The following is a 23,048-nucleotide window of genomic DNA, read 5'->3' on the forward strand; positions in this document are numbered from 1 at the left end:
AAAAGTGGGAACCGGTTTTGCGCACGATGCTCCGGCGGCTCTACCACCCTCCAGCCCATGTCATGGTCAGCGACCGGAGCCGTGGACCCGCACCTGCCCGGTGCGATAGCCCTTCTCACGCATTTCCTTCGCATAGTCGCGGCGGGCGTCGGCCAGTTCCGCGCGATATTCGTCCCAGGCGTCGCGCTCATCCTCCGCATCGGTGGCGTGGCGCAGGTCGTGGGCCAGTTCCTTGCGGGCCTCCGCAACATCGGTGCGATAGTTGAACCAATATTTATTCTGCACGCCCGCAATCGGCGCGGGCAGGGTCATGTCGTCCTCCATCGCGGCGAGCCTTTCTTCATAGCTCATCGCGCCATGGGGCATGGCCGTTGCGGAAAGCGGCGCCATGGCGAGCATGGCAAGGGCGCTGGCGACAGTCGAGCGTTTCATGTCTCTTCTCCTCTTCCTCGTCCCGATGGGGGGTCAACGTGCGAGGAAAGGGATTTTGCGCATGAACGGTTGTGCAGAATGGATGAAGCGCATCCCAGCGGCGACCGGCGGAAAAGGGAAACCGGCCGGAAATAACCTTATTTCAATAGGTTATGGCAAAATCCCGCCCATGGCCCTTGCAGCGGCCATGGGCGGGAAGGGGAAGCGGGTCACATGCGGATCGCGTTGCGGAACATGACGAAGGCGATGATCACCAGATAGACGCCGAAGATTTTCTTGAGCGGGGCGGCGGGCATGGCGTGCGCGACGGCGACGCCCAGCGGCGCGGTGAGCACGGACATGGAGGCGATGGCGAGCGTCGCGGGGATGTTGACATAGCCCAGCGATCCCCAGGGCAGGCCGCCTTCCTTGAGGCCGATCAGCGCGAAGCCGATGGCGCTGGGAATGGCGATGAGCGTGCCGATGCCCGACGCGGTGGCGATCGCGCGGTGGATCGAGCGGCCGCACAGCGTCATCACCATGATGGCGATGGTGCCGCCGCCGATGCCGAGCAGGGCGGAGAAGGTGCCCAGACCCCCGGCGATGCCGACGCGGGCGATGCCCGAGGGCATGGTGTCGCTGATCACCTTGCCGCCGACCTTGGGCAGCAGGAAGTTGAGCGACATCAGGAACACGCCGATCGCGAAGATCATGGTCAGGATGCGTCCGTCGACATGGCCGGCCAGCAGCACGCCCGCGCCGTCGCCCAGGATGATCCACGGCGCCCAGGTCTTGAGCACCTCGAACTCCACCGCGCCGCGCTTGGCATGGGCGAGGAGGGAACGGATCGACGTCACGATGATCGTCGCCGCCGACGTGCCGATGGCGACATGGGCGATGGCGTCATGCGTGCCGCCCAGCAGCGGCAGCACCACGAACAGCGCAGGCACCACCACGAAGCCGCCGCCGATCCCGAAAATCCCCGCCGCGAAACCGGCGAACAGTCCCGCCCCCAGCATCGCGACCAGCGGCAGGAGCCAGGTCATCACGTCGCCGTGCATCAGCGCTGCTCCCCTGCCGGTGCCGTGCGGGCGGCATTATGGGGGAAGATGCCCTGGTGGATCAAGGCGGCGGAAGCTGTGCAATCGACCATGATGGAAACCCATGCCTCTCTTCGGCGGAATGTAAGTGGCGGGGACGATCAACTGCCCCACATCTTCCCAAGACGAACGACGTTGGGGAACCCGCAAAGGAGAGGCGCAATATTGTGGGGGAGCGGGAGAGGATGCGGGTGGATTCCAGGGCCCGGACCGGGCCTTTGCGCGCTTCGCAAAAAAGAAAACGGCCCCGATCACGGAGCCGTTTCCCTGTTTCAGAAAACCGAGGGGGGATCAGGCGGCGAGCGCCTTCACCTTGTCGGTCACCACGGTCACGCGGGCGGTCAGCGGAGAGGCCACGTCGCCGGCCAGCTTGATCAGCGCTTCGCTGCTCTTGGCCGCTTCCTTGGTGAATTCGTCGAAGCTGCTGGAGAGCAGCTGGCTCTGGAGCTGGAAGAATTCGGTCGGCGTCTTCACGGTCGAGAAGCTCTTGAACGAGGCAGTCGCCTTTTCGAAGCTCTTGCGGCTGTAGTCCACGGCTTCCTGGCCCAGGGTCTCAAAGCCCTTGGCCGCGATCTTGCCGGATTCGACCAGCGCTTCGACATTGCCCTTGGCGATGTCGCTGAACTCCTCGATCGCCTTGGTCGACTTCTCGACGCTCACCTTCGCCTTCTCGTTCAGGTCGGCATAGACCGTTTCGAGCTTGGCCTTGGTTTCTTCAGCGAATTTCTTTCCGGTCTCGATCACGTCGTTCATCATCTTCGTTCCTTCTGTGGCGGGCAGCAACATGGGCTCTAGCGGCCCGGCCTTGGACGACAGGCTCTTCCATAGCTCCGGTTCGGTCGGCTTCGGTTCCGCAACCGGCTCAAACTTCGGCGTCTTCACCGCCGGCGCCGCGGCGACGGGGGTGGGTTCGGGCGTCGCATCCTTCACCAGCTCGGGCTCAGGCGCGGCGTCGACCGCCGTGGTCGCCGCGATCACCGCCACCGGATCGGCCTTCGCCACGGGCGCCGGCCTGGGGGCTGGAGCGACGGGCTTGGGCGGCGCCGGTTTCCTGACGGCGGGCTTCGCCTTCGTCTGGGCCGGGGCCTTGATCGCAGCTTCGGCGGCCTTGAGCGCCTCACTGGCGGACAGGGTCGACGACGACGCCTTCTTGGCGGCAGGCTTCTTACGCACTGGCTTTGGGGTAACGGCCATGGACCAACCTCCATTTGTTGCAGTGCACAATATAGGGATCGAAATGCGGTTGCAAGTGTTTTTGTGCAGTGCAACAAAATTGCCTCATACGGCCCGTCGCTGCAACGAGGCGGGCTGCCGCAAACCCTGTCCCATCTGTCCCATGTGAAGGAACTAGCGGGTTTTCACATAGCGGCCGGGCGCATCCTCAATGGCCTTGAGTCGGCCTCTGCCCGGGCGGCGGGCGCCCTTCACCGGGACCGTGGCGGGGGTCTGCCCGCGAATCCACTCGATCCAGTCGGGCCACCAGCTCCCCTTCGTCTCCTTCGCCTGTGCAAGGAAGGCCTCTAGGGTGGGCTGCGATTCGGTGCAGGTCCAATATTGATATTTGCCGGCGGCGGGCGGGTTCACCACGCCCGCTATATGCCCCGACCCCGCCAGCAGGAAACGGATCGGGCCGGAGAAATGTTCGGTCAGTTTCCACACGCTTTCCAGCGGGGCGATATGATCTTCCCGTCCCGCCTGAACATAGGCGGGTGTCCTGACCCGGCGCAGGTCGATAGGCGTGCCCGCGACGCTGATCGCGCCCGGCCGGACCAGCAGGTTGTCGCGATAGAGCTGGGTCAGATAATCCCTGTGCCAGCGCGCCGGCAGGTTGGTGGTGTCGCCATTCCAGTAGAGCAGGTCGAAGGGCGGATAATCCTGCCCCAGCAGGTAATTGTTGACCACATAGTTCCAGATGAGGTCGCGCCCGCGCAGCAGGTTGAAGGTCGCGGCCATGTAGCGCCCGTCGAGGAAGCCGCCGGAGGAAAGCTGCTCCACCATCTTCATCTGCTCGTCATCGACGAACAGGCTGAGGTCCCCCGCCTTGCTGAAATCGACCTGGGCGGTGAAGAAGGTGGCGCTGGCGACCTTTTCCCCCTCCCCACGCGCCGCCAGCAGCGCCAGCGTGGCGGCAAGGGTGGTGCCCGCGACGCAATAGCCGATGGCGTGGACGCCGGGCACGCCCAGCAGGTCGCGCACCGTGTCGATCGCGTCGATCTGGCCGTTCAGTATATAATCGTCCCAGACCAGGTCCTTCATCGAGGCGTCGGCCGATTTCCACGACACCAGGAAGACGCTGATCCCCTGGTCCACGGCCCATTTGACGAAGCTTTTTTCCGGCGACAGGTCGAGAATGTAGAAGCGGTTGATCCATGGCGGGAAGATGATCAGCGGCGTTTCCAGCACCTTGTCCGTCGTCGGGGCATAGTGGATCAACTGGTAGAGCGGCGTTTCCCTGATCACCTTGCCCGGCGTGGAGGCGATGTTGCGGCCAAGCTCGAACGCCGTGCCGTCCGTGTGGGTGAGCTGGCCCTTTTCCAGGTCGGCCAGCATGTGCTGGAGGCCCTTGACCAGATTCTCGCCGCCGCTCTGGATCGTCTTCTGCACGACCAGCGGGTTGGTCAGCGGGAAATTGCTGGGGGCGATGGCGTCGAGCAGGCCGGTGGTGGCGAAGCGCAGCTTTGCCTTCTGCTTCGGATCGACGCCGTCCACCGCGTCGGCCAGCTTCATCAGATAATCCGAAAGCAGCAGGTAACTTTGCCGGATCAGGTCGTAGAAGGGATGCTCGGTCCAGGCCGGGTCGGCGAAGCGGCGGTCGCGCGCGGCGGCGGGGCTGCCCGAGGGCGGCGGCTCCGGCTGGTCGCGCAGCAGGCCGCCGGAATCCAGGAAACGCTGCCACAGGGCGAGGCCTTCGTCGGCGAAGCCGGTCTGGATGCGCGCCACGGCTTCGGGATCGAAGGGCAGCGTGCGCCCGGTCGCGCCCGCCGCCTGTTCCAGCAGCAACTGCTGCGCGCGGCCCAGCACCTGCGTCCATTGCTGCATGTCCTCCAGCGTGGGGAGATGGGGTTCCATGACGTCCTGTGCTTTCATGGCCACCTTCCTTCGCCTGGCATGGTCCGGTCCGCCGCTTTCTCTGGCGTGTCGCGGGCTGGCGGGTTATAGCCGGATCGTGACAAGCCGAATGCGCGTCACGCACTATTCCTTACAGCGAGCTTTCAGGAAAGCCCCAATGTCCGAAGAATTCTACCGCATGAAGCGTCTGCCGCCCTATGTCATCGCCGAAGTGAACGCGATGCGGGCCGCCGCACGCGCCGCGGGGGAGGACATTATCGACTTAGGCATGGGCAATCCCGACCTGCCCCCGCCCGACCATGTCATCGCCAAGCTGTGCGAGGTCGCGCAGAAGCCGAGCGCGCACGGCTATTCCCAGTCGATGGGGATTCCGGGGCTGCGCCGGGCGCAGGCCAATTATTATGGCCGCCGCTTCGGCGTCGATCTGGACCCGGAGACCGAGGTGGTCGTGACCATGGGGTCGAAGGAGGGGCTCGCCAGCCTGGCCACCGCGATTACCGCGCCGGGCGACGTCGTGCTGGCGCCCAATCCCAGCTATCCGATCCACATGTTCGGCTTCATCATCGCGGGCGCGACCATCCGATCCGTGCCGACCACGCCGGACGAACATTATTGGCAGTCGCTGGAACGGGCCATGGCCTTCACCGTGCCGCGCCCGTCGATCCTCGTGGTGGGCTATCCCAGCAATCCGACGGCGGAGACGGTCGACCTCGCCTTCTACGAGCGGCTGGTCGCCTGGGCGAAGGAGAACAAGGTCTGGGTGCTGAGCGACCTTGCCTATTCCGAGCTTTATTATGACGGCAATCCGACGCCCTCCATCCTGCAGGTGCCGGGCGCCAAGGATGTGGCGGTCGAGTTCACCTCGCTCAGCAAGACCTATTCCATGGCGGGCTGGCGCATCGGCTTCGCCGTGGGCAACCGGCAACTGATCGCGGCGTTGAAGCGGGTGAAGTCCTATCTGGACTATGGCGCGTTCACGCCGATCCAGGCGGCGGCCTGCGCGGCATTGAACGGGCCGCAGGACATCGTGCAGAAGAACCGCGAACTCTACCACAAGCGCCGCGACGTGATGGTGGAGGCCTTTGGCCGGGCGGGCTGGGACATTCCCGCGCCCAAGGCGTCGATGTTCGCCTGGGCGCCGCTGCCCCCTGCCCTCAAGGACATGGGGAGCCTGGAATTTTCCAAGCAGCTCCTTACCCATGCCAAGGTCGCGGTCGCGCCGGGGGTCGGCTATGGCGAGGATGGCGAGGGCTATGTCCGCATCGCCATGGTGGAGAATGAGCAGCGGCTGCGGCAGGCCGCGCGCAATATCCGGCACTATCTGAAGTCCATGGGCGTCAACACGCCGGCCAAGGGCGCTGCCTGAGGAATATAGGCCTGAGGAATATGGATTGCGCTCCTGCGGAGGCGCTGAAGCGGGACAGGCGGCTCGCATGCAGCCCGGTTCGGAGGGTTGAGTGATGCCCGGACGGCGGAACTGGGCTCCTGCCTTCGCAGGCGCGCGTTTCCTCCAAGTCATGATGGCGTGAGTCCCATGCCATCATTTCAACCCTTGCCATTTCCTTCGCGCTGCGCTGCTGTGAAACGATGATCGCACTCCCCCAGGTTTCCCAGGTCGCACAGACTATTCAGCTCGCTTTGGCTCCCGTCTTCCTGCTTGCGGGTATCGGGGCGTTCCTGAACGTCTGCGTCGGGCGGCTGGCGCGCATCATCGACCGGGCGCGGAAGGTGGAGGAGAAGATCCTCGCGTCGCGGGGCAAGGAACATGACCGGATGGTCAGCGAAATCCGCGTGCTGGACCGGCGGATGAGCGTGGTCAATGGCGCGATCTTCCTGTCGGTGGCGTCGGCCTGCGCCGTCTGTCTGGTGGTCATCCTGCTGTTCGCGGCCAATCTGTTCGGGGTGCATCTGGGCACGCCGATCGCGATCCTCTTCATCCTGGCCATGGTGTTGCAGGCGGCGGCCTTCGGCACCTTCATCCAGGAAATCCGGCTCGCCTCGCGCACCATCCACATCCGCAACGAGGTGCTCTACCACAAGGTCGAGGAAGAGGGCGCGGGATGACGAAGTTCACGGTCAACGACCGGCCCGTCCAATATCGCATGGACCCGGCGACGCCGCTGCTGTGGGCGCTGCGCGACGCATCGAACCTGACCGGGACGAAATATGGCTGCGGCACGGGCGATTGCGGCGCCTGCACGGTCGACATAGACGGGGAAGCCGTGCGCTCCTGCCAGGTGACGATCGCCGCCACGGAGGGCAAGTTCGTCACCACCATAGAGGGGTTGTCGCCCGACCGCGGCCATCCGCTGCAACAGGTGTTCGCGGCGGACAATGTCTCGCAATGCGGTTACTGCATCCCCGGCGTCATCATGGCGGCGTCGGTGCTGCTGCGGCGGACCAGCGATCCGGGCGACGAGGAGATCGACGCGGCGATCACCAATATCTGCCGGTGCGGCATCTATCCCCGGTTGCGGGGTGCGATCCAGCGGGCGGGACGGGTGATGCGGGGCGAGGAGGTGGTGGACGCCGTGCCGCCCTCCGGCATCACGCCGGACGAAGCGGCGAAGGCGGTTCCGGCGCTGCGGAAGCCTTGAGGCCATCCGCGTTCCTGCCGTTCAGCCGAAGCGGTAGCCCGACACGGCCCAGCCCAGCACATTGCTGGCGTGGTCGCGCACGGCCGCATCCTCCCCGCCCGCGCCCAGGGCGACCATCAGCGGCAGGAGATGTTCCTCGCGCGGATGGGCGAAGCGGGCATGGGGCAGGTCGGCCCAGGCGGCGACGCGCTGCGCCCGGCTGGCCGGATCGGGGTCGGTGACGGCGGCGGTCAGGGCTTCGTCCCAGAGCATCGAAGGCTGGGTCGCCTGCGCGCCGCGCACGCGCAGATTGTGGAAGCTCATTCCCGATCCGATGATGAGGACGCCCTCGTCGCGCAGCGGCGCGAGCGCCCGGCCGGCGGCGAGATGCGCGTCGGGATCGAGATCGCCGCGAAGCGAGAGCTGGGCGACGGGGATGTCGGCCTGCGGCAGGGCGACCTTCATCGGGATGAAGACGCCATGGTCCCAGCCGCGCGCATCCTCCCTGCCGGTGGGGAAGCCCGCCTGTTCCAGCAGGCCGGCGGCGCGGCGGGCGAGCGCGGGCGCGCCGGGCGCGTCCCAGCGGAGCGCATATGTGTGCGGTGGAAAGCCGTAATAGTCGAACAGCAGGCCAGGCCTTTCGCCGTCATGGACGGTGAACCGGCTTTCCTCCCAATGGCCGGAGACCAGCAGGATCGCACGGGGGCGTTCGGGCAGGGTCGCGACGATGCCCGCCAGATAGTCCTGCATCGGCTGCCACATCGGGTCGCAATGCGGGCGATCGGGGTCGCTGGGGTCCATGAAGAAGCAGGGGCCGCCGCCATGGGGGATGAAGAGAGTCGGTTGTCTCATGCCCAGGAGATCGGATGGATTTGGGCGCGGCGCAAGCGGGGCGCTGGAAACGGACTGTTTCGGGTGGGGCGTGAAAGGCGGCGGCGGGCGGCCCTCAAGCTTCGTTTTCTTCCAGCACGGGGGCGATGGCCTGGGCCAGGGTGGCGCCGGAATAGGGCTTTTTGAGCAGGGTCACGTCGCCGAAGCGTTCGGGCAGGTCCAGCCCGTCGCCATAGCCGGTGGCGAAGAGGAAGGAGACGCCCTTTTCCGCCAGCAGTTCCGCCACGGGAAGGCTGGTTTCATTGCCGAGGTTGAAGTCCAGGACCGCCAGATCGACGTCATGGTTCGCGATCGCATCCCGCGCGCGGCTGACGCTGGCGGCGGTGATCACTTCGGCGCCGAGGTCGCGCAGCGCGTCCTCGCCATCCATGGCGATGATCATATTGTCTTCGACCAGCAGGACGTTGCGCCCCTTGAGCAGCGTCGGCGTGGGCGCCGGGGCGGGGCTGGCGCGTTCGATGCCGACGACGTCGGGCAGGACGGAGGCGACATGGGCGGAGGGGATGCAGAATCGCGCCTCCAGACCGGAAAGGCGGTAATGCACCTCCGCCCGACCATCGAGATCATAGGGGATGGACCGTTCGATCACGGTCGATCCGAAACCCCGGCGGGTGGGCGCGACCACGGCGGGCCCGCCGCTTTCCCGCCAGTCGATCAGCAGGCTGCCGTCGGCATCGACCCTCCAGCCGATGGCCACGCTGCCATTGTCGGACAGAGCGCCATATTTGGCGGCGTTGGTCAGCATCTCATGGATCACCAGCGCCAGCACCGTGAAGGCGGCCGGGGTGAGCAGCACATTGGGACCGGTCAGCTTCACCCGGTCGCGCCGTTCGGCCAGATAGGCGGCCGATTCCACCTCTATCAGGTCGTAGAGCCGGGCGGGCGCCCAGCGGTCGGCGGTGATCTGGTCATGGGCGCGGGCCAGGGCGTGGACGCGGCTTTCCAGCGTGTCGATGAACTGGTCGACCGATTCGGCGCTGTCGCGGGTCTGGGACAGCAGCCCCCGGATCAGCGAGAGGATGTTGCGGACGCGATGATTGAGTTCCGCGATCAGCAATTCCTGCTTCTCATGCGCCTTCTGCCGTTCATCATGGGCGGAATCGGACAGGCGCAATATGACTTCCAGCAGGGCGGTGCGCAGCGCCTCCGCCACGCGCAGTTCGGCGGCGGTGAAGGGCACGGCGGTGCCGCGCACCAGTTCCGACCATTGTTCGAAGCTCTTGCGCGGGGTCAGGCGGGGGCCGTTGGGGCCATATTCGATATGCTTTTCCGGGCTTCCCGCCCAGCGCACCGAGCGGAGCTGTTCCGCCCGGAACAGCACCACATAGTCGCGCGGGCGGCGCGAGAGCGGGATGGCGAGCAGCCCCGCCGCCCGGTCGGCATGGGCGGACGATTCGGGCAGCAGGCGCGCCAGATGATCGGTGGTGAAGACCTGGCCGGCGGCGGCCCGGTTCAGCATGGCGACGATGGCGGCGAAGCTTCGCTCGTCCGGGGCGAGGCCGGAAAAGGTCATCTGGCCGTCGATATAGACGCCGACGCCGTCGGCCGGGATGGTGTCGAAGATCACCTCGCCCAGCCAGCGGGCGTTGGACAGCAGGTCATGGTCCTGCGCCACCGCCGACATCAGCCGGTCGGCCACCTGCCGCGCCTTGCCCTCATAGGCGGAGGTTTCGCTGCGCTCCCGGTTTTCGAGCATCATCGAGAAGATCTGGCCGAACAGTTCGGCGGCGCTGCGCTGCGCGAAGCTGGGCAGGCGGGGGCCATAATGGTGGCAGGCGAACAGGCCCCAGAGCCGCCCTTCGACGACGATCGAGATGGAGAGCGAGGCCCCCACCCCCATATTGCCGAGATATTCGATATGGATGGGCGACACCGCCCGCGTCAGGCAGAGCGACATGTCGAGCGCGGCGCCAGAGGGGTCGAGCTGCGGCACGATGGGAACCGGCTGCGCCTGCACGTCCGCGATCACGCGGAAGATGTTGCGCAGGTAGAGCGCCCGCGCCTGCGCCGGAATGTCGGACGCGGGATAATGCAGGCCGAAGAAGCTGTCGATGCCGGGACGCAGCGCTTCGGCCACGACTTCGCCGTCGCCGCCCTCCGCAAAGCGATAGACCATCACCCGGTCGAAGCCCGTCAGCGCCCGCACCTGCCGCGCGCCATCCCGCAGGAAGGCGGCCATGCCCTGCGTCTGGCCGAGCCGCGACACCATGGAGCGGACCATGCTGCTGGCCTCCATCTCGTCATGGGACGCCGGTTCGGCCTCGATCACGACCAGCGATCCGGAGAAGTGGACGGCGACGTCGAACGGCGCGATCCCGTCGATCAGGGTGAGGGAGAAGATGCGCTCCACCGCGTCGGGGCCGCGCAGCAGGGTGATGCGGTTGCGCAGGGAATGGACCGCCTCCCCGCTGAAGATGCCGCTGATCGGCCGGCCCAGCATCTGTTCGGGCGAAAGGCCGATATGATCGGCGCTGTTGGCCGACACGCGCGACACCAGCCAGTCGGCGGTCAGCGCGATCAGGAAACCGAAGGGCTGGACCGTGCCCAGCACATGGATCGGCTCCCGGTCGCAATTGCTGAGGTCGACGGCGAAATCCTGGGCCGGGATATTGCCGTCAGCCATGGACGGGCGCCACTTCGCCCCTGGCGGCGGCGGCGAACAGATCGAATGCGGCCTCCGCGCCGCGAATCGCGTCGCCGATCCATGGCTGGCCCCCATCGGCCGCGGCTTCATCCAGTCGTCGCTGGAAATCCGCCCAGCCGCCCTTTTCATGCACGGCGGACAGATAGGCGCGCGGCAGGCCGGGGCCGACGCGGCGGGCGAGCATGGCGCCGCCCAGGCGCGATCCTTCCAGCGTGTAGCGCAGACCCCAGCGATAGGCATCGGACGGGGGCGCCGGCGCGGCGAGCGGCGCGGGCTGCGGTTCGCCCAGGGCCGCAAGGTCCCGGGTCAGCAGCGGCAGCCGCGGCGCATCGGGGCGGGTCATCCGCTCCAGCGGGGCGAGCGCCCGGGCATGGGCCTTCAGGAAGGCGGCATAGCCGGGGCGATCGTTCAGCGAAAAATGCGAGAACAGGTCGTCGACACGCTGATGGCTTTCCATCGTCGCTTGGCGCAGGGCCTGTCGGGCGCTGCCGGCAGTGGGCGTTATCGTCACCCCGCATTCCTAAGGGGCTTTGCAGGGGCGCGCACTGATCTGGATCAGCTTTTGCCTTCCTTCGGTCACATTTCCGGGGATTTCGGCGCAAAGCAGCCTTTGAGGCGCCGCCGGGGATTCTTTCAAATCGCTGACAGACAAGTTCAGCATCGTGACATCGCACAAGTCCTAAAAGCGACATATGAGGGGCGAATGGCCCCGTGAAACAAAGGCGAACGGCATGTTGAGGAAAATGATGCTGGCGGGCTTGATGACCGCGACGGTACTGGGCGGGATCGCCCCGGCCTATGCCCAGCGGGGCGACGATGGCGGCTGGCGCGGCCGTGGCGGCGAACGGGCCGGCCGGCCCGAAGGCGGCCGTGGCGGCCAGGGCAACGGACAGCCGCAGCGCCAGTGGCAGGGCGGCGAAATGCGGCAGCAGCGGCCGGAACGGCCGGCGCAGGTCGCCCAGCCGCAATGGCGCGGCAATGAGGCGCGGCCCGACCAGCGCGGCCCCGCGACGGTCACCCGCTGGAACCGCGACCAGCAGCGCTTCGAGACCACACCCCGTGGTGGCGAAAGAGGTGGCGGTAATTGGGGTGGCGGCGACAGGGGCGGCGGCAACTGGGGCGGAAACGACCGCGATCGGCAGAACTGGCAGGACAATCGGCGCGACAATGACGGCCGGGACTGGAACCGGAACGACCGGAACCGGAACGACCGGGATCGGGGCGGCTGGGATCGGCGCGACGACCGCAACGACCGCCGCTGGAACGATGACGACCGGCGTTGGAATGGCGGCAATCCGGGCTGGAACAACGGACGGCGCTTCGACGACCGCACCCGGTGGCAAGGACAGAGGCGCTGGGACAATGGCTGGCGCAACGACCGGCGCTATGACTGGTACAGCTATCGTTCCCGCTATGGCGACCGCTACCGGATCGGCCGCTATTATGCGCCGCGCGGCTGGAACTACGGCTATTCGCGCTTTTCCATCGGGATCTTCCTGAACAGCCTGCTCTATTCGAACAGCTACTGGATCGACGATCCCTATTCCTACCGCCTGCCGCCGGCCTACGGCTCGCTGCGCTGGATTCGCTATTATGACGACGCGCTGCTGGTCGACATACGCGACGGCTATGTGGTCGACGTGATCCACGATTTCTTCTGGTGATGCCGGAAGACATGCGCTCCTGAACTGGCCTTCAGGACATACTGGACCTGGGACGGCGACGTTCCAGGTCCTTTTCATTTGCGCAGGGGCGCGGCCCGGTGGCAGGAGAGCGGCATGAGCGAGATTGTTGACGATGGCGGGGTCGCCTCCGCGGCGCGGGCGCGGATCGGGGAGTCGGTGCGGGCGCGGCTGGAGCGCAATCCGATGGTCAGCCGGATCGATACGCCGCAGCTTGAAATCTATGGCCGGCAGGAATTTCTGAGCGCGGAGGAATGTGCGGGCCTGCGGGAGCTGATCGATGCGGGGGCGCAGCCCTCCACCCTGTTTTCCGGCAGCGCCAATGCCGATTACCGCACCAGCGCGAGCTGCAACCTCAGCCCCTGGAGCCCGCTGGTCGGGGGGATCAGCGACCGCATCTGCGCGCTGATGGGCCTGGCGGCGGAGCATGGCGAGACGCTGCAGGGGCAGCGATACCAGCCGGGCCAGGAATATAAGGCGCATTGCGACTATTTTCCGGTGACGGCCAGTTACTGGCCGGCCATGCTGAAGACCGGGGGACAGCGGAGCTGGACGGCGATGATCTACCTCTCCCCGGTGGAAGCGGGCGGGGAGACGCATTTCCCGCATTGCGGGTTCATGGTCCCGCCCGTCGAGGGCATGCTGCTGATGTGGAACAATATGGAGCGGGACGGATCGCCCAACCGATCCAGCCTGCACGCCGCGCGCCCGGTGGAGCGGGGCACCAAATATGTCGTCACCAAATGGTTTCGCGAGCGGCCCTGGACGCCCTGATCCCCGCACCGCCGGGCCCGGCGGCCCCTGATACAAAGTGCGACATAAATGACTGATTCCTGACCGTTTCATTCCCGGCATGTTCAGGTGGCGGGGCGCATATCCGTCTTCGTGGTCGGCGGAACCGGTCGGGCCGGGGAAAGTTCTCCCCTCCCCCACCGCACTTCAGCCGCCAGGCAATGGGAGAAGACCTATGCGTAAATTGATCATCTTGGGCCTGATGGCCGCTACCGTCATGCCGGGGGCCGCCATGGCCCAGTCCCGCGCGGAGGTGCGCGACAGCGCCCGTGAGCTGCGCCATGAACAGCGCGACCTGCGCGATGCGCAGCGCTACGGCAACCGGCGCGACGTCCGCGAGGAGCGTCGGGACGTGCGCGAAGCCCGGCAGGAATTGCGCGAGGACTGGCGCGATTACCGCAGGTCGCACCGCGACGTCTATCGCGGCGGCAACTGGCGGGCCCCCTTCCGCTACAATCGCTGGGAAGTCGGCGCGCGGCTTCAGCCCAACTATTATAATTCGCGCTACTATATTTCCGACCCCTATCGCTATCGCCTGCCCCGCGCCGGCGCGAACCTGCGGTGGGTGAGGCATTATAACGACGTGCTGCTGGTCAATGTGCGGACCGGCCGGGTGATGGAAGTGCATCGCGGCTTCTTCTGGTAAGAGCCGCCAGGCGTGAAAAACGAAACGGCCCCCGGAAGATCCGAGGGGCCGTTTCCTTTTGCGCTATGGCGCTTCCGGTCCGTTTACCCCCCTTGGCCGCGCCGCTCGTTTCCGGGCGGGCGCGGCCGATGGCGCGCGCTGGGCGCACCATCAGTCCGAAAGGGGGTGGACCATATGCCGAAACGCCCCGCGCCCCGTTATGTTCCGCCGCGCGCCGCTCAGGCGGCCAGGGCCTCCGCGATCAGGCGGCGGCTGTTTTCGATGCCGTAGAGCGCGATGAAGCTGCCCATCCGGGGCCCCTGATCGGCCCCCAGCAGGGTCTGGTAGAGCGCCTTGAACCAGTCGCGCAGTTCGGCAAAGCCATAGGCTTCGTCCTTGCCGATGGCATAGACGATATTCTGGATGTCCTCCGCCGAGGCGCCTGCGGGCAGGGCGGCGAGTTCGGCGTCCAGCCTGCGCAGGGCGGCGGCTTCGCCTTCGGTCGGCGCGCGGCGCTGGAGCGTAGGGGCGACGAAATCGCGGTGATAGGCGAGCGCATGGCCGATCAGCGCGTCCAGTTCCGGATAGCTTTCCGCATTGGCATCGGCGACATAGTTCTGGAGATAGCCCCAGACCTGTTCGCGGCTGGCGTCGCCCATCACGCCGACCAGATTGAGCAGCAGGCCGAATGTCACCGGCAGGCGGCCCTGCGGCAGCTTGCCGTCATGGATGTGGTGCACCGGATTGCCGAGTTGCTGTTCGACCGGCTGGTTCGGATAATTGCCGCGGAACTGCCAATATTCGTCCACGGCGCGGGGGATCACGCCCATGTGGAGCTGCTTCGCCTTCTTCGGTTCGCGATAGGCGTAGAAGGCGAGGCTCTCCTGCGGGCCATAGGTCAGCCATTGTTCCAGGCTGAGGCCGTTGCCCTTGGACTTGGAGATCTTCTCGCCCTTCTCGTCGAGGAACATTTCGTAATTGAAGCCCTCGGGCGGGCGGGCGCCGAGCGCGCGGCAGATCTTCGAGGATTGGGTGACGGAATCGATCAGGTCCTTGCCCGCCATCTCATAATCGACGCCCAGCGCGACCCAGCGCATCGCCCAGTCGACCTTCCATTGCAGCTTCGCGCCGCCGGACAGGATCGACCGTTCGATCAGCTCGCCCTCATCCTCGAAGCGGACGAGGCCGGCATCGGCGTCGATCACCTCGACCGGGACCTGAAGCACGATGCCGCTTTTGGGCGAGATCGGCAGCACCGGCGAATAGGTCGCCTGCCGTTCCTTGCGCAGCGTCGGCAGCATGATGTCCATGATGTCCCGATAGTGGCGCAGGACATTCTTCAGCGCGTCGTCAAAGGCGCCGGACCTGTAGCGCTCCGTAGCGGAGACGAATTCATAGTCGAAGCCGAAGCGGTCGAGAAATTCCCGCAGCATGGCGTTGTTGTGATGCGCGAAGCTCTCGAACTTCCCGAAGGGATCGGGCACCTGCGTCAGCGGCTTGCCCAGATGCTCGGCCAGCATCGCCTGGTTGGGCACATTGTCCGGCACCTTGCGCAGCCCGTCCATGTCGTCGCTGAACGCGATCAGGCGCGTGGGGATGTCCGACAGCGCATGATAGGCGTTGCGGACCATGGTGGTGCGCAGCACTTCGTTGAACGTGCCGATATGCGGCAGGCCGGAGGGGCCATAGCCCGTCTCGAACAGCACATAGCCCTTTTCGGGCGCGCCGTTCTGATAGCGCTTCAGGAGCTTGCGCGCTTCCTCATAGGGCCAGGCCTTGGACGCCTGCGCGGCGGTGCGGATGAGTTCGGACACGGTCATGATGCATGCCCCCTAAGCATTTTCGCGGCCGTTGAAAACATCTGACGACTCGGAAAACATCATGCGGCGGAAGGAAAGGCAAAGGCTTCATTAATATAGATCAAGCTTCATTTTGGACCCGACGCGGCGATTCCAGGTGCCGAAATGGAGACGAATGGTGGCTTTTCCCGCCAGCTCTTTAACTTTGATTAACCCTGTTCAGGCATATTTATCGGGAGCTTAGGGGGCTCAGGAGGGACTATGCAGCCGCGCAGCCGTCACAGAATAACGGTCGATATACCCGTCGTCGTGACGACGGTGCTCGACAGCGTGGAAGGAATGATCGTCGACCTGAGCGAGGGCGGCGCGCAGATTGCGGGCTGCGGCCTGCCAGTGCGCAGCCAGTGCCAGATCGACTATGAGGGCCATGTCGTGTTCGGCACGGTGCAATGGTCCGAAGAGGACCGCATGGGCATCCGCTTCCCCTATGAACTGACCGACGGCCCGCTGTTCGACCGGCTGGAGATCGCACGGGCCGCGCGGCTGACGCCCACGGCCTTTCAGCCGCGCATGCCCGGCGGTCGTCCGGCGGGCGGTTTCGGGCGTCGGTTCGGCTGAATCGGGCGCTTTTCAGGTTTCCCTTTTGTTCCCGTTCGCCTAAGCGGGAGAGGTGATCGACCCCGCTGCCCTGCCCGCCCTTCACGCCAGCCATGGCGGTATATGGCTTAGGGAAGGGGATCGGACCGCAGCGGTCGCCAAGGGCACCGCCATCGCGCGGACGGCGGAAACACCGACGCTGCTGCTGAACGCGCCGCTGACCGGGCAGCGGCTGGGCTATCCCGATTTGAATGGCCTGGACCTGCTGGAATTGTGGGCCTTCATCCATCCCGCGCGCTTTCTGGTGCCGACGCCCAAGGGGCTGGCCGAAGCGCTGGACCTGCCTCGTCCGGCGAGCGAGGCCGACATTCCCCAATTGTTGCAGGCGGCGACCGGCGCCCTGCTGGCGACGCTGGAATCCCCCGCATGGACCGAGCGCGAGGGCGGCTGGACGGCGGCGCAGTCGCTGCACCGGTTGCGCTGGCCCTGGGCCCCGCTGGTGGCCGGGCGCATCGCCCAGCCGAAGGAGGCGGAGCGTTGGCTCTTCTCCAAATTGCCGGAATGGGAGGAGAGCCCACCCCGCCCTGCTCCCCGCTCGGTATCGCTGCAACCCGATGCGGTGGTGGCGCGGCTGGAGCAGTTGACCGGCGCAGGAGCCGAAGCGCGACCGGGACAGCGCGCCTATGCGGCGGCGGCGGCGGAGGTGTTCCGGCCCAAGGCGCATCGCGACCAGCCCAATATGCTGCTGGCGGAGGCCGGGACCGGGATCGGCAAGACTTTGGGCTATCTCGCCCCCGCCTCGCTCTGGGCCGGGGAGGCGCAGGGGACGGTGTGGATTTCCACCTTTACCAAGGCGTTGCAGCGGCAGTTGGACCGGGAGAGTTTGCGCCTGTTCCCCGATCCCGCCGTGGCGGCGAAGCGCGTGGTGGTGCGCAAGGGGCGGGAAAATTATCTCTGCCTGCTCAATCTGGAGGACGCGCTGCAAGGCGGCTTTGCGGGGCGCGCGGCGATCCTGGCGCAACTGGTGGCGCGCTGGGCGGCGTTCACCAAGGATGGCGACATGATCGGCGGCGACCTGCCGGGATGGCTGCCGACGCTGTTCCGGCGCAACGGCTCCACCGCGCTGACCGACCGGCGGGGCGAGTGCATCTATGCGGGCTGTCCGCATTACCGGAAGTGCTTCATCGAACGATCGGCGCGGGCTTCGGCCGATGCGGACATCGTGATCGCCAATCATGCGCTGGTGATGATCAACGCGGCGCGTGGGCGGGAAACGGGGCAGGCGCCGCAGCGCATCGTGTTCGACGAGGGCCATCATCTGTTCGATGCGGCGGATTCGACCTTTTCCGTCGCCCTGTCGGGGCAGGAAGCCATCGAGCTGCGCCGCTGGGTGATGGGGCCGGAGGGCAATTCAAGAGGGCGTCGTCGGGGTCTGGCGGCGCGGCTGTCGGACCTTGCCAGCTATGACGAGCAGGGCGGCGAGGCGATCCGGGCGGCGGCGGAGGCCGCGAGGGCGCTGCCGGCCGACGAATGGCTGAAGCGGATCGTCGCGGGCGAGCCGTTCGGGCCGGTCGAGGAGCTGCTCGCGGCGGTGCGGGGCACGGTCTATGCGCGGGCCGCCGATGGCGGCGAGGCGGATGCAGGCTATGGGCTGGAGACCGAGCTGGCGGAACCTGACGGCGCGCTGGTCGAGGCGGCGCAGGAGGCGGCGCGGGCGCTGGACGCGCTGCTGCGGCCGCTGACCCATCTTGGCAAGCGGATGGAAGCCGTGATCGAGGAAGCGCCCGACTGGCTGGACGGCGCGGCGCGGGCGCGGGTCGAGGGGGCGATTGCCTCGCTTGGCTGGCGGCGCGATCTGGTGACGGCCTGGCTGGCCCTGCTGGCGCGGATCGGCGGGCCGGCGGATGCGGATTTCGTGGACTGGCTGGCGGTCGAGCGGATCGAGGGGCGGGAGTTCGACATCGGCATCCACCGCCACTGGCTGGACCCGACGCGGCCGCTGGCGCAGGCGGTGCTGAAACCGGCGCAGGGCGTGCTGATCACATCCGCCACGCTGAAGGGCGGCGGCGACTGGGACAATGCGGCGAGCCGGAGCGGGGCGACCCATCTGCCGCGCGGAGCGGAGCAGTTCGAGGCGAGCAGCCCGTTCGACTATCCGGAACGGTCGGAAGTGCTGATCGTCACCGACATCAAGCGCGGCGACATTGCGGCGCTGTCGGGCGCCTATGCCCGGCTGATCGAGGCGGCGGGCGGCGGGACGCTGGGGCTGTTCACCGCGATCCGGCGGCTGCGCGCGGTGCATGCGCGGATCGCCGACCGGCTGGCGCGGGCGGGGCTGCCGCTCTACGCGCAGCATGTCGATCCGATGGACACAGGCACGCTGATCGATATTTTCCGCGACGATCCCCGCGCCTCGCTGCTGGGCACCGATGCCTTGCGCGACGGGGTGGACGTGCCCGGCCATTCGCTGCGGCTGGTGGTGATGGAGGGGGTGCCCTGGTCCAAGCCCACCGTGCTGCACGCGGCGCGCAAGCTGGCGGGCGGCGGAAGCGCCTATGACGACCGGCTGATCCGGGCGCGGATGGCGCAGGCCTTTGGCCGGCTGATCCGGCGGGCGGAGGACCGGGGCAGCTTCATCATCCTGTCCGCCGCCATGCCCAGCCGGTTGTTGAGCGCTTTCCCCGCCGGCACGCCGATCCGCCGCCTGACGCTGGACGAGGCCATCATCTCGGTCAGCGGGCAATCCCGCGCTGGCCTTAACGGTAATGCAACGCTAGGGCTTCAGGGACTCGAATCCGGCACCTGGTGACTGTGTTTTCGTGATTTCCGAGTCAGCAGGCGTTCCACCTGCTTCGAAATCACTCTGGGACCTGGAGAAAAAATGAAGCGGTTGATCCTGTTCCGTCACGCCAAGTCCGATTGGGACGATCCGGTTGCGCGGGACTTCGACCGGCCGCTCAACCGCCGGGGGGAAAAGGCGGCGCTGGTGATGGGGGAATTCGCCAAGGCGCGCGACCTGCATTTCGACATGGTGATCGCCTCCCCGGCCGTGCGGGTGGTGGAGACGCTGAACGTCTTCTTCACCGGCTATGGCGAGGTGATCGACCCGCATTGGGACCGGCGCATCTATCTCGCCTCCACGCCCACCCTGTTCGACGTGATCCGCGATCTGCCCGACAGCGCCGGCAGCGTGCTGATGTCCGGGCATAATCCGGGTCTGGAGGAACTGGTCCTCGACCTCGTGCCCGACGATGGCGCGAGCCCGCTGCGCGAGGATGTGGAGGTGAAGTTCCCGACCGCCTCGATCGCGGTGATGGACCTGCCCATCGAACATTGGAGCGAGGCGAAGCCCAATATCGCGACCCTGGCCAGCTTCACGCGCCCGCGCGACCTGGACCCGGCGCTGGGGCCGGGATCGCGCTGAACCTGACGGTTACGCCGATCCCCTGACGGTGGGCGGCGGCGATGGGATGACGGCTGTCCGGACGTGACCGGAAAGGCGCATGATGGCGTGCAGCATATGTCCAGATCGGAACGCGCGGGCCCTATTCCCCGATCGCCCTGGCCAATAGGGTGCGGATGGCTTCCAGGCGCGGCAGCAGATCGGCGTGGGGGGCCGTTTCGCCATTTTTGGGTGCAGGCGCGACCGGCGGCTCGCCACCTCCATCGGCCAGCGCCTTTTGCGCGCCACGGACGGTGAAGCCCTCGACATTCAGCAGATGGTTGATGCGCCGCACCAGCGCCACGTCGGCGGGGCGGTAATAGCGCCGGTTGCCCGATCGCTGGAGCGGACGGAGCTGGGTGAAGCGGGTTTCCCAATAGCGCAATATATGCTGCGGCAAATCGAGTTCGCTCGCCAGCTCACTGATCGTCAGAAATGCGCCCTCTGCCTTTTCCATGGTCCTGATGTTGCACCTTTAGCGGCGCAAAGGTCAACCTTCGGGAAAATGGCTGTTTTGGCGACGGCCCCCTCAGGCCGAGGCGACGCGGTCCCGCATCGTCTGGCTGGCGCGGAAGGTCAGCACCCGGCGCGGCTCGATCGGCACTTCCACGCCCGTCTTGGGGTTGCGGCCCATGCGCTGCGTCTTGTCGCGCAACACGAAGGTGCCGAAGCTGGAGATCTTCACATTCTCCCCGCGTTCGAGCGCGGCGGACATATGCTCCAAAATGGATTCGATTAAGGTTGCCGCTTCTGCCCGTGAAAGGCCAATATGACGGTTCACGCTCTCCGCGAGATCCGCGCGCGTCAGAGTTCCGTTACCGCTCATCGCATTTCCCCACCTTGACACCCGTCGAGCCTAAATGCGGGTGATCATTTGACAATGTGCGCGATTCTGCATGATTCGGCAAGATGACCACCCGGCGAAATCCTTAAAAAACCGTGAAAAATGGGCGGTGTAGCGGTCCCGCAATGGGACTGGGAAGAATATGGCGCAGGGATGCCATCCATTTTGGGTGACATCGGCCTGGCACGAGGATGCTGCCGGGGCGCTGTTTGGTTGAGTCGGAAGTGAAGAGGTCTGGAAAGCAGACAGGCCGCTTTTTCTCACCCGTTCGCCCTGAGCCTGTCGAAAGGCTTCGCTTCCTTGGAACTGTGGCCTCGGGAAAAGGCCAGGCGTCGGACGGGCCCGGCGCGAACGGTTCCTTTTTGGCCTGCTCCGGAACGGATTCCGAACGACTGCATCGGATCGGCGGCTCCAGAGCGCGCTGCGTTAAATCCGGCGCAGGTCGCGCGCTCCAGCTTTCTGCTGTCGCATTCTTTCAGGCAGAAAGCCGGTTCCCATTCGTCGACAGGCTCAGGACCGGCTTTTCCGCACGATGTTCAGGACCAATCCTGGCCCTACACCCGCAGGACGCAGGCGCCCCAGGTGAAGCCGCCGCCCATGGCCTCCAGCACCAGCAGGTCGCCGGACTGGATGCGCCCGTCGCGCATGGCGAGGTCCAGGGCCAGGGGAACCGATGCGGCGGAGGTGTTCGCATGGCGATCCACCGTCATCACCACCTTTTCCGGCGCGAGCTTCAGCTTGCGCGCGGTCGCATCGAGGATGCGGGCATTGGCCTGGTGCGGGACCAGCCAGTCGATGTCCGCCGCGGTCATGTCGGCAGCAGCCATCACTTCGGTCAGCACCGAGGCCAGGTTGGTGACGGCGTGGCGGAAGACTTCCTGTCCCTTCATCCGCAGCTTGCCGACCGTCTGCGTGGTGGAGGGGCCGCCGTCGACATAGAGAAGCTGGTTGTGGCGGCCGTCGGCATGGAGCTTCGAGGCGAGGATGCCGCGCTTGCCGTCAGCGCTTTCCTCGGCGCCCAGCACGACCGCGCCCGCGCCGTCGCCGAAGAGGACGCAGGTGGTGCGGTCTTCCCAGTCGAGGATGCGGCTGAAGGTTTCCGAACCGATCACGATGGCGTTCCGCGCCGCGCCCGAGCAGATCATGCTGTCGGCCACGGTGATGGCGTAGAGGAAGCCGGAACAGACCGCCGCCACGTCGAAGGCGACGCAATCGTTGATGCCAAGCGCGGCCTGGACGATGGTGGCGGTGGCTGGGAAGGTCTGGTCGGGGGTGGCGGTGGCCAGCACGATCAGGTCGATGTCCTGCGCGGACAGGCTGGCGGCTTCCAGCGCCGCCCTGGCCGCATCGGTGGCGAGCGTCGCTGTGGTTTCACCCTCTCCCGCGATGTAGCGGGTGCGGATGCCGGTGCGCTCGACGATCCATTCGTCGCTCGTGTCCACGGTCTGCGCCAATTCGGCATTGGTGACGGAGCGGACCGGCAGGGCAGAGCCCGTGCCCAGGAGAACGGATCGGCGGATCACTTTGCGGGCAGCTCCATCCTGGATGCGGGGGCGGTCAACCCCTCGATCCCGTGCATGTCGGCGGCGATGCGCCGGGTGATGTCTTCCTCCAGCAGCCGGGCGGCGACATGGACGGCATTGGCGACGCCCTTGTCGTTTGCGCTGCCATGGCTTTTCACGACCACGCCATTGAGGCCGAGGAAAACGGCGCCATTATGATTGTTGGGGTCGAGATGATGGCGCAGCAGGTGCATCGCGGGCTTGGAGATCAGGAAGCCGAGCTTGGAACGGATCGAGCTGGTGAAGGCGGTGCGCAGCAGGTCGGTGACGAAGCGGGCCGTGCCCTCCGCCGTCTTCAATGCGACATTGCCGGAAAAGCCGTCCGACACGATGACGTCGACATCGCCGCGGCCGATCTTGTCGCCCTCCGTAAAGCCTTCGAAGGACAGCGGCAGGCTGGTCGCGGCGCGCAGGATCGCGGCGGCGTCGCGGATTTCCTCCGTCCCCTTCATTTCTTCCGTGCCGATGTTCATCAGGCGGACGCGGGGCCGCTCCAGATCGAGCGCGATGCGGGCATAGGCGGCGCCCATCACCGCGAACTGGACAAGGTTGCGGGCGTCGCATTCGGTGTTGGCGCCCAGGTCCAGCATGACCACGTCATTGTCGCCCAGGGTCGGCAGCATGGCGGCCAGCGCGGGCCGGTCGACGCCCTTCATGGTGCGCAGGGCGAGCTTCGCCATCGCCATCAGCGCGCCGGTATTGCCGGAGGAGACCGCAGCGCCGCAATCGCCCGCCTTCACCGCCGCGATGGCCATGCTCATCGAGCTGGTCTTCTTGCGGATGGCAACGCTGGGCTTGTCGCCTGAAGCCACCACATCGGGTGCGTGGACGATTTCCGACGCGGCGCGCAGATTGGGGTGGTTGTCGAGCGCGGACTTGATCCGCGCCTCGTCCCCGAAAAGGGTGAAGCGCAACCCTTCGTGACGGCGACGGGCGAGCGCAACGCCCGCCATCATCACGCGTACGCCTTCATCCCCGCCCATCGCGTCGATTGCGATTCGCGGTTGGCTGGAC

21 protein-coding genes are annotated in these 23,048 nt (G+C 66.4%); 9 read left to right on the top strand and 12 right to left on the bottom strand.

The annotated features are described in order from the left end of the window. Nucleotides 1–66 precede the first annotated feature (66 nt). The 4 genes from LDB29_RS14285 to LDB29_RS14300 all read right to left on the bottom strand — a co-directional run bounded on the left by LDB29_RS14285 (nt 67) and on the right by LDB29_RS14300 (nt 4,598). A complete protein-coding gene (locus tag LDB29_RS14285) occupies nt 67–432 on the bottom strand; it encodes a hypothetical protein (RefSeq protein WP_025547345.1) in 366 nt (121 codons plus the stop codon). Between the two features lie 209 nt (nt 433–641). Continuing rightward, nucleotides 642–1,472 (bottom strand): sulfite exporter TauE/SafE family protein, encoded by an 831-nt coding sequence (locus LDB29_RS14290; protein WP_025547343.1) that lies wholly within the window; start codon nt 1,470–1,472, stop codon nt 642–644. 330 nt (nt 1,473–1,802) lie between these two features. Continuing rightward, nucleotides 1,803–2,705 carry a phasin family protein gene (locus LDB29_RS14295; protein ID WP_025547342.1) on the bottom strand — a complete coding sequence of 301 codons (903 nt, stop codon included), beginning with the start codon at nt 2,703–2,705 and terminating at the stop codon, nt 1,803–1,805. A gap of 153 nt (nt 2,706–2,858) precedes the next feature. After that, nucleotides 2,859–4,598: an alpha/beta hydrolase gene (locus tag LDB29_RS14300; RefSeq protein ID WP_099186373.1), complete on the bottom strand. Its 1,740-nt coding sequence runs from the start codon at nt 4,596–4,598 to the stop codon at nt 2,859–2,861. Nucleotides 4,599–4,737: 139 nt separating this feature from the next. Between LDB29_RS14300 and LDB29_RS14305 the strand changes: the two genes are divergently transcribed. The 3 genes from LDB29_RS14305 to LDB29_RS14315 all read left to right on the top strand — a co-directional run bounded on the left by LDB29_RS14305 (nt 4,738) and on the right by LDB29_RS14315 (nt 7,177). Then, nucleotides 4,738–5,946, top strand: a complete 1,209-nt coding sequence (locus LDB29_RS14305) for an LL-diaminopimelate aminotransferase (protein ID WP_025547340.1) — start codon at nt 4,738–4,740, stop codon at nt 5,944–5,946. A 221-nt stretch (nt 5,947–6,167) separates the two neighbouring features. After that, a complete protein-coding gene (locus LDB29_RS14310; RefSeq protein ID WP_025547338.1) occupies nt 6,168–6,644 on the top strand; it encodes a DUF2721 domain-containing protein in 477 nt (158 codons plus the stop codon). After that, on the top strand, nt 6,641–7,177 hold the full coding sequence (locus LDB29_RS14315) for a (2Fe-2S)-binding protein (RefSeq protein ID WP_025547336.1): 537 nt from the start codon (nt 6,641–6,643) through the stop codon (nt 7,175–7,177). The genes LDB29_RS14310 and LDB29_RS14315 overlap by 4 nt, the downstream gene beginning before the upstream one ends. Before the next feature lie 21 nt (nt 7,178–7,198). Here the strand turns inward: LDB29_RS14315 and LDB29_RS14320 are convergent, their stop codons facing one another. From LDB29_RS14320 to LDB29_RS14330, 3 genes are all read right to left on the bottom strand, one after another. Beyond that, the gene (locus tag LDB29_RS14320) at nt 7,199–8,008 is read right to left on the bottom strand and encodes a class III extradiol ring-cleavage dioxygenase (protein ID WP_025547334.1); all 810 of its coding nucleotides are present in this window, start codon (nt 8,006–8,008) and stop codon (nt 7,199–7,201) included. 94 nt (nt 8,009–8,102) lie between these two features. Further along, nucleotides 8,103–10,670: an HWE histidine kinase domain-containing protein gene (locus tag LDB29_RS14325; RefSeq protein WP_099186374.1), complete on the bottom strand. Its 2,568-nt coding sequence runs from the start codon at nt 10,668–10,670 to the stop codon at nt 8,103–8,105. Next, a complete protein-coding gene (locus LDB29_RS14330; RefSeq protein ID WP_037481584.1) occupies nt 10,663–11,196 on the bottom strand; it encodes a biliverdin-producing heme oxygenase in 534 nt (177 codons plus the stop codon). Before LDB29_RS14330 ends, LDB29_RS14325 begins: the two co-directional genes overlap by 8 nt. A 226-nt stretch (nt 11,197–11,422) precedes the next feature. Between LDB29_RS14330 and LDB29_RS14335 the strand changes: the two genes are divergently transcribed. From LDB29_RS14335 to LDB29_RS14345, 3 genes are all read left to right on the top strand, one after another. Next, nucleotides 11,423–12,355, top strand: a complete 933-nt coding sequence (locus tag LDB29_RS14335) for an RcnB family protein (protein WP_037481581.1) — start codon at nt 11,423–11,425, stop codon at nt 12,353–12,355. 114 nt (nt 12,356–12,469) lie between these two features. Further along, entirely contained in the window at nt 12,470–13,147 is a 678-nt protein-coding gene (locus LDB29_RS14340) for a 2OG-Fe(II) oxygenase (RefSeq protein WP_099186375.1), read from the top strand. A 193-nt stretch (nt 13,148–13,340) separates the two neighbouring features. After that, nucleotides 13,341–13,811 (top strand): RcnB family protein, encoded by a 471-nt coding sequence (locus LDB29_RS14345; RefSeq protein ID WP_025547327.1) that lies wholly within the window; start codon nt 13,341–13,343, stop codon nt 13,809–13,811. Between the two features lie 218 nt (nt 13,812–14,029). Here LDB29_RS14345 and LDB29_RS14350 read toward each other — a convergent pair whose 3' ends face one another. Next, nucleotides 14,030–15,610, bottom strand: coding sequence for a lysine--tRNA ligase (locus LDB29_RS14350; RefSeq protein ID WP_025547326.1), 1,581 nt, complete (start codon nt 15,608–15,610; stop codon nt 14,030–14,032). A gap of 240 nt (nt 15,611–15,850) precedes the next feature. Here LDB29_RS14350 and LDB29_RS14355 point away from each other — a divergent pair, with 240 nt between their 5' ends. From LDB29_RS14355 to LDB29_RS14365, 3 genes are all read left to right on the top strand, one after another. Continuing rightward, nucleotides 15,851–16,207 carry a PilZ domain-containing protein gene (locus tag LDB29_RS14355; RefSeq protein WP_025547324.1) on the top strand — a complete coding sequence of 119 codons (357 nt, stop codon included), beginning with the start codon at nt 15,851–15,853 and terminating at the stop codon, nt 16,205–16,207. 52 nt (nt 16,208–16,259) lie between these two features. Beyond that, nucleotides 16,260–18,995 carry an ATP-dependent DNA helicase gene (locus LDB29_RS14360; RefSeq protein ID WP_025547322.1) on the top strand — a complete coding sequence of 912 codons (2,736 nt, stop codon included), beginning with the start codon at nt 16,260–16,262 and terminating at the stop codon, nt 18,993–18,995. A 72-nt stretch (nt 18,996–19,067) separates the two neighbouring features. Further along, entirely contained in the window at nt 19,068–19,610 is a 543-nt protein-coding gene (locus LDB29_RS14365) for a histidine phosphatase family protein (protein WP_025547320.1), read from the top strand. 121 nt (nt 19,611–19,731) lie between these two features. On the opposite strand, the gene LDB29_RS14370 is transcribed toward LDB29_RS14365, so the two are convergent. From LDB29_RS14370 to plsX, 4 genes are all read right to left on the bottom strand, one after another. Continuing rightward, nucleotides 19,732–20,085: a MerR family transcriptional regulator gene (locus LDB29_RS14370; RefSeq protein ID WP_025547319.1), complete on the bottom strand. Its 354-nt coding sequence runs from the start codon at nt 20,083–20,085 to the stop codon at nt 19,732–19,734. 72 nt (nt 20,086–20,157) lie between these two features. After that, nucleotides 20,158–20,454, bottom strand: a complete 297-nt coding sequence (ihfA, locus tag LDB29_RS14375; RefSeq protein WP_007687990.1) for an integration host factor subunit alpha — start codon at nt 20,452–20,454, stop codon at nt 20,158–20,160. Between the two features lie 572 nt (nt 20,455–21,026). Next, nucleotides 21,027–21,995, bottom strand: coding sequence for a beta-ketoacyl-ACP synthase III (locus tag LDB29_RS14380; RefSeq protein WP_025547316.1), 969 nt, complete (start codon nt 21,993–21,995; stop codon nt 21,027–21,029). Then, entirely contained in the window at nt 21,992–23,017 is a 1,026-nt protein-coding gene (gene plsX, locus LDB29_RS14385) for a phosphate acyltransferase PlsX (protein ID WP_037481578.1), read from the bottom strand. The genes LDB29_RS14380 and plsX overlap by 4 nt, the downstream gene beginning before the upstream one ends. Nucleotides 23,018–23,048: the final 31 nt, after the last annotated feature.

Origin of the sequence: Sphingobium sp. CFD-2 (assembly GCF_024611135.1) — a bacterium.
In the GTDB taxonomy this organism is placed as follows: Bacteria; Pseudomonadota; Alphaproteobacteria; order Sphingomonadales; family Sphingomonadaceae; genus Sphingobium; species Sphingobium fuliginis.